This window comes from Pelomonas sp. KK5 (genome assembly GCF_001984095.1).
In the GTDB taxonomy this organism is placed as follows: Bacteria; Pseudomonadota; Gammaproteobacteria; order Burkholderiales; family Burkholderiaceae_C; genus KK5.
The window spans coordinates 1-5,384 of record NZ_LYVQ01000323.1; the positions used below are offsets into that span (position 1 = coordinate 1).

Here is a 5,384-nt window from a genome sequence, read left to right on the forward strand (position 1 = left end):
GGCCCGCCCGCAGCCTCATGAACAACGAACAACTCTTCGAACGCGCCCAGGCGGTGATCCCTGGCGGCGTGAACTCTCCCGTGCGCGCCTTCCGCGCCGTCGGCGGCACGCCGCGCTTCATCGCCCGCGGCGAAGGCGCCTATATCTATGACGCTGAAGGCAAGCGTTATGTCGACTACATCGGCTCCTGGGGTCCGATGATCCTGGGCCATGGCCACCCGGCCGTGCTGGAGGCCGTGCAGGCCGCCGCCCGCGAGGGCTTCAGCTTCGGCGCGCCGACCGAGCGCGAGGTCGAGCTGGCCGAGGAGATCCTGAAGCTGGTGCCCAGCATGGAGCAGGTGCGCCTGGTCAGCTCCGGCACCGAGGCGACGATGAGCGCCATCCGCCTGGCCCGCGGCGCCACCGGCCGCAGCAAGTTCATCAAGTTCGAGGGCTGCTACCACGGCCACACCGACGCCCTGCTGGTCAAGGCGGGGTCGGGTCTTGCCACCTTCGGCCACCCGACCAGCGCCGGCGTGCCGGCCGAGACCGCCCAGCACACCATCGTGCTGGAATACAACAACGTCGCCCAGCTCGAAGAGGCCTTCGCGCTGCACGGCGCCGAACTGGCCTGCGTGATCGTGGAGCCGATCGCCGGCAACATGAACTTCGTGCGCGCCAGCGTGCCCTTCATGACGAAGCTGCGCGAGCTGTGCTCGCAGCACGGCGCGCTGCTGGTGCTGGACGAGGTGATGACCGGCTTCCGCGTCGGCCTGGCCAGCGCCCAGGGCCACTACGCCAAGCTGATCCCCGGCTTCAAGCCGGACGTGTCGGTGTTCGGCAAGGTGATCGGCGGCGGCATGCCGCTGGCCGCCTTTGGCGCCAGCCGCGAGATCATGAAGTTCCTGGCCCCGCTGGGCCCGGTCTACCAGGCGGGCACGCTGTCCGGCAACCCGGTGGCCACCGCCTGCGGCCTGGCCACGCTGCGCGAGATCAGCAAGCCGGGCTTCTTCGAGGCACTGTCCGCGAAGACCCGCACGCTGGTCGACGGCCTGGCCGCCGTGGCGCACGACAACGGCGTGCCCTTCAGCGTCGATTGCGAGGGCGGCATGTTCGGCTTCTTCCTGATGCCGGAGCTGCCGCAGAACTACACGACGGTCATGACCACCGACAAGGAGCGCTTCAACCGCTTCTTCCACGGCATGCTGGACGCAGGCATCTATCTTGCACCGGCGCTGTACGAGGCCGGCTTCGTCAGCGCAGCGCACAGCGAGGCCGATATCGCGGCCACCCTGGAGGCCGCTCGCACCGCGTTGAAGTAATCAGTTAGCTATGCACATCCACATCCTCGGCATCTGCGGCACCTTCATGGGCGGCCTGGCCGCCCTGGCGCGCGAGGACGGCCACAAGGTCACCGGCTGCGACGAGAACGTCTACCCGCCGATGAGCGACCAACTCCAGGCGCTGGGCATCGAACTGGTGCAGGGCTGGAAGGCCGAGCAGCTCGACACGATCAAGCCGGACATGTTCGTCATCGGCAATGTGGTGACCCGCGGCAACGAGCTGATGGAAGCCATCCTCGATGCCGGCCTGCCGTATGTGAGCGGCCCGCAATGGCTGGCGGAACATGTGCTGCAAGGCCGGCACGTGCTGGCCGTGGCCGGCACGCACGGCAAGACGACGACCACCTCGATGCTGGCCTGGATCCTGGAGCATGCCGGGCTGCAGCCGGGCTTCCTGGTGGGCGGCGTGCCGCAGAACTTCGGCGTCAGCGCGCGGCTGGGCAGCGGCAAGTTCTTTGTGATCGAAGCGGACGAGTACGACACCGCCTTCTTCGACAAGCGCAGCAAGTTCGTCCACTACCGCCCGCGCACCGCGATCCTGAACAACCTCGAGCACGACCACGCGGACATCTTCCCCGACCTGGCCGCCATCGAGACCCAGTTCCACCACCTGGTGCGCACGATCCCGCGCAGCGGCCGCGTCGTCGTCAATGCACGCGAGGAAGCGCTGCAGCGCGTGCTGGCCAAGGGCTGCTGGAGCGAGGTGCAGCGCTTCGGCGCCCGCAAGGAAGAGCCCGGCGCGCTGCGCGCCCGCGGCGAGCCGCAGGCCTTCGACGTGCTGCGCGGCAGCCTGAAGGTGGCCCGCGTCGACTGGGGCCTGATCGGCGAGCACAACCAGCTGAATGCGCTGGCCGCCATCGCGGCAGCCGAGCATGCCGGCGTGGCGCCCGAAGTGGCTGGCCAGGCGCTGGCTTCATTCCAGAACGTGCGCCGACGGATGGAACTGCGCGGCGAAGTGCGCGGCATCAAGGTCTACGACGACTTCGCCCACCACCCGACGGCCATCCATACGACGATCAACGGCCTGCGCCGCCGCATCGCGCCGAGCGAGCGCATCCTGGCCATCTTCGAGCCGCGCTCGAACACGATGAAGCTGGGCACGATGAAGGCCCTGCTGCCCTGGGCGTTGGAGGAGGCCGACCTGGCCTTCTGCAACCAGGCCGGCCTGGCCTGGGATGCCAAGGAAGCGCTGCTGCCGATGGGCGAACTGGCGATCGTCGGCGCCGATGTCGACGCCCTGGTGGCCGAGGTGGTCAAGCGGGCGAAGCCCGGCGATCACCTGCTGTGCATGAGCAATGGCGGCTTCGGTGGCATCCACACGAAACTGCTCAAGGCCCTGGCCTAAGCCGCCACCTTCACTACCGAGGCCTTCAGCGCCTCGCTGAGCAGCGCCAGCGATTCGGCGAGATGCGCCCGCGTCTCGACCGAATAGCCGCCGCGCCCCAGCGCCGCGCGCAGCTCGCTCTCCAGCTCCGTCGCATGCAGCCGCGTCAGGCTCAGCGCGTCAGGCGGGAAGATGGCCGGCGCACGCACCAGCAGGATCTGCAGGCGGCGCAGATGCTCGCGCTGCAGATTGCGGCGCAGCCGGTCGATCTCGCGGCCGCTCTTCAGCTCCGACCAGATCGAGCGCTGCAGCGTCTCCTGCACCTCGTTCAGCGAGACCAGGCCCTTGCGGCGGGCGGGGTCCACGTAGTTGGGCATGTCCAGCAGGCGCGCCGCCACCAGCGGGCTCATCAGCCGGTCCAGCGCGGCCATCTGCACGCTCAGCAGCATGCCCGAGATGTTCAGCGGGCCGCCGCGGCTGAAGTCGCGGTAGTCCACCGTCAGCGAGGACAGGAACTCGGGCTTGAACTGCTGGAAGCTGTCGCTGCGCAGCAGGCCGGCGTCGATCATCTGCAGCGCCTCGCGCTGCTTCGCGTTCTCCACCGGCTTGAAGTTGGGCCGGCCGCCGGAGCCCGGCAGGTCGCGCTGGGTGTACATGCCGCCGACGTACTTGCCCACCACGTCCGCGCTGCGGAACAGCTGGAAGAAGCCGTTGACCACCGCGCGGCGGCGGTGCAGCGGGTCCTCTCCCGCCTCGGGCTTCTTCGCCTGGATGCGTGCCCACAGCTCCTGCGAGAGCTTGAGCCGCCGCTTGAAGAAGGCCAGCGGATCCTGGCCCAGGTCGAAGCGGTTGATCAGCGGATCCATGCCGTCGTAGTAGCCGCCGACGCCGGCATCGATGTCGTCGCCGTAGGCCAGCGCCGGGTCCAGGTTGCTGCGCGAGGCGATGGCCGCCAGATCGGCCGCCTCGCTCTCCTTCGGCAGCGTCTTGTAGGCGTACTCGATGGCCCAGTAGTCATACGGGCCCAGCGTGGTGTCGTGGTAGCTGCCCTGGCGCTCGCCGGTCAGCGCCACGTTCAGCGCGTTGTAGTCCATGATCGAGCCGGACAGGCCGTGGGCCTCGGTGTAGGCCTTGTCGTCCAGCTGCGCCTGGGTCAGCAGCGTGGAGCCCTTGAAGTTGTGCATCAGGCCCAGCGTGTGGCCCACCTCGTGCATCACCACGCCCTTGAGCATGGCCATCACGAAGGCCTGCGCCTCGGGGCTGTCGGGGGCGATGTCGCCGCGGGCTTCCAGCAGGTCCAGCGCGAAGGCGGATTCGGTGGCGGCTTCGGCGGCATAACTGCAAGCCTGATCGGCGCGGGCGCGCAGCATCGGCGGCAGCGCCTCGGCGGCTTGCGCGTCCTGCTTGCGGGCCTCCGAGCTCGGCAACTCGGTGCGCACGGTCTCCCGGCCGGCGCGCAGCATCGCCTCGCTGATCGAGATGTCGGCATCGAGGATCTCGCCGCTGCGCGGGTCGGACAGGTGCGGTCCGATGGCCGAGAAGCCCACGTCCACGCCCGCCAGCCAGCGCACCGACGCATGGCCGGCGTCCATGTTGTCCCAGCTTGCGTCGTCCGGCTGCTGCTTCGCAACGATCGCGTTCTTGTAGCCGATGCGCTCGAAGGCCTTGTTCCATTCGAGGATGCCGGCCTCGACCGCCGGGCGGTACTGCGGCGGGATGTTCCTGTCGAGCCAGAAGGTGATCGGCTGCACCGGCTCGGACATCGCCGCCTCCGGCTCCTTCTTCTCCAGCCGCCAGCGGTTGATGTAGTGGACCTTGGGGTTGATATGGACGTCGCTGCCCAGGTCCACGAAGGTGTCGCTGAACAGGCCGATGCGCGGGTCCGCCAGGCGCGGCGCCATCGGTGTCTCGCTCAGCGCCTGGAAGTTGTAGACATAGCTGACGAAGAAGCTGCGCGGATCGGGAATCGACTGCGGCGGCGAGGGCACCGGCACCGGCGGCGGCACCAGCGGCGGCGCCGGGATGCGCGGCGTGGCGAAGTGCAGGCGCACGGTCAGCGTGCTGAGCTTGGCGTCGGCGCGGGTCGCTTCGAAGGACGAGTTGCTGCGGTCCGGCACGAAGGGGATGCGATAGACGTACTCGAGCCAGGTCGAGAGGCCGGGGATGTCGGCCATCAGGAAGCTGGCGTCGACCAGCAGCGACTTGCGCTCCGGATGCTCGGCCGCGGCCAGCGGCGTGGCCGCCAGCAGGCTCGGCGAGAAGCCCTGCTCCACCGCGCGGCGGCCGCCGGCGTCGGGCGCGGCGCGGTACTTCAGGTTCAGCGCCATCAGCTGGATCTGGTTGCCGATGCGGCGGAACTCCACCACGTCGCCGCCGGTCATCTGGCTGGCATAGAGGCCACGTTCGCCGATGGACTGGGCGATGTTGACGCTGAACATGAAGGGCTTGTTCAGCATCTCCTTCGGGATCTCGATCCAGGCCTTCTCGTTGTTGCGCCAGATCGGGAACAGGCCGTCGTCGACCTTGGCGCCGCGGGTGATTTCCGCGAAGGGGCGCAAGGCGCCTGGGGCCGGTGGCGCCTGCACGGCGATGGCGCCGGGCGCCGTGGCCGACGCGGCTGCCGCAGGAGCCGGTGCCGCAGCTGCCGTCGGCGCCGATGCGCCATTGGGCGGCTTGGCCGGCGCGGCCGGCTCCTTGGTGGCGCATGCCGCGAGGAGCAGCAGCGGCACGAGCAGGGC

General features: G+C 69.1%; 3 protein-coding genes. 2 read left to right on the plus strand and 1 reads right to left on the minus strand.

What is annotated here, in order from left to right; all coding sequences use genetic code 11:
- Positions 1-17 precede the first annotated feature (17 nt).
- Positions 18-1,301 carry a glutamate-1-semialdehyde 2,1-aminomutase gene (gene hemL / locus B0W88_RS29320; RefSeq protein WP_077038069.1) on the plus strand — a complete coding sequence of 428 codons (1,284 nt, stop codon included), beginning with the start codon at positions 18-20 and terminating at the stop codon, positions 1,299-1,301.
- Positions 1,302-1,311: 10 nt separating this feature from the next.
- On the plus strand, positions 1,312-2,667 hold the full coding sequence (gene mpl, locus B0W88_RS29325) for a UDP-N-acetylmuramate:L-alanyl-gamma-D-glutamyl-meso-diaminopimelate ligase (RefSeq protein WP_077038070.1): 1,356 nt from the start codon (positions 1,312-1,314) through the stop codon (positions 2,665-2,667).
- On the opposite strand, the gene B0W88_RS29330 is transcribed toward mpl, so the two are convergent.
- A partial coding sequence (locus tag B0W88_RS29330) for a zinc-dependent metalloprotease (RefSeq protein ID WP_144007051.1) occupies positions 2,664-5,384 on the minus strand: 2,721 nt, incomplete at its 5' end. The two genes, mpl and B0W88_RS29330, sit on opposite strands and share 4 nt — an antisense overlap.